The sequence below is a fragment of the Ralstonia sp. RL genome, from assembly GCF_001683835.1.
Taxonomy (GTDB): Bacteria; Pseudomonadota; Gammaproteobacteria; order Burkholderiales; family Burkholderiaceae; genus Ralstonia; species Ralstonia mannitolilytica.
In genome coordinates this window covers 1-908 of record NZ_LWRX01000134.1, presented here as the reverse complement: position 1 = coordinate 908, position 908 = coordinate 1, and the positions used below count along the sequence as shown (strand labels likewise).

Sequence of the window (908 nt, the reverse complement as noted above, 5' to 3'; positions counted from 1 at the left end):
GGGTGCCCGGCCCGCCAGGCGAGCCGCACGACCGCCGCCAGCAGCATGAGCAGGCCAAGCGATTTGTGCAGGCCATAAGCGGCGCTGCGCTCGGCCCCCTTGGGCAGATCAACCATGGTCCAGCCCAGCCAGAACAGCCAGACCACGATGACCGCCTGCGCCCAGTGCAGCAGGATGGCAGGCAGCGTGTAGCGTGACGGGATCATGGGATGGCCACCCCCCAGGGCAATACGCCGACCGGAATGTCGCCGGTCTTGCGCAGGCTGGCCGTGTCGATGACCGAAACCGTACCGGAGCGGCCGTTAGCAACGTACAACTTGCGGCCGTCCGGCGTGACGGCCATGTTCCACGGGCGCTTGCCAACCTCGATGGTGGCGATCACCCGCTGGCTGGCCACGTCAATCGCCATCACCGACGGATCGCGTCCGTTCGAGACAAAGACCCGCCGGCCATCCGGCTGCACCGCGATACCATTCGGGAACTGGCCGGCGGCGATTTCGGCGACCACCCGATGCCCGGCCACGTCGATGACGTAGACCTTGCCGGCCACCTCGCTCGCCACATAGGCCCGGCTGCCATCGGGCAGGAAGCCAATGCCGCGCGGCCGCTTGCCGACCGGCAGGCTGGCCACCTGGCGGCGGGCGGCCACGTCGATGACATCCACCTGTTCCGCCTCTTCGGCGCTAACCAGCAGCCAGCGGCCATCCGGGCTGAACACGGCATGTTCGGGATTCTTGCCGGCCACCTTGATACGCGCCACCACCTCCCCCTCGGGCGCGCTCAGCAGCACGACACTGTTGTCGTCCTCAACAGCCACCGCCAGCCAACGGCCATCCGGCGACAGGCTCACGCCCTCGGGCGAGTCACCCACCGCGATTCGCCGCAGCAAACGGCCGCTTGCCGCCTCG

At 68.6% G+C, this 908-nt stretch carries 2 protein-coding genes; both read right to left on the bottom strand.

What is annotated here, in order from left to right; all coding sequences use genetic code 11:
• Positions 1 to 206 (bottom strand): cytochrome b (locus tag A6M56_RS13190; protein ID WP_286758157.1); only part of this gene is annotated, 206 nt, incomplete at its 3' end.
• On the bottom strand, positions 203 to 908 hold a 706-nt coding region (locus A6M56_RS13185; RefSeq protein WP_286758156.1), incomplete at its 5' end, for a beta-propeller fold lactonase family protein. The genes A6M56_RS13190 and A6M56_RS13185, both read right to left, overlap by 4 nt.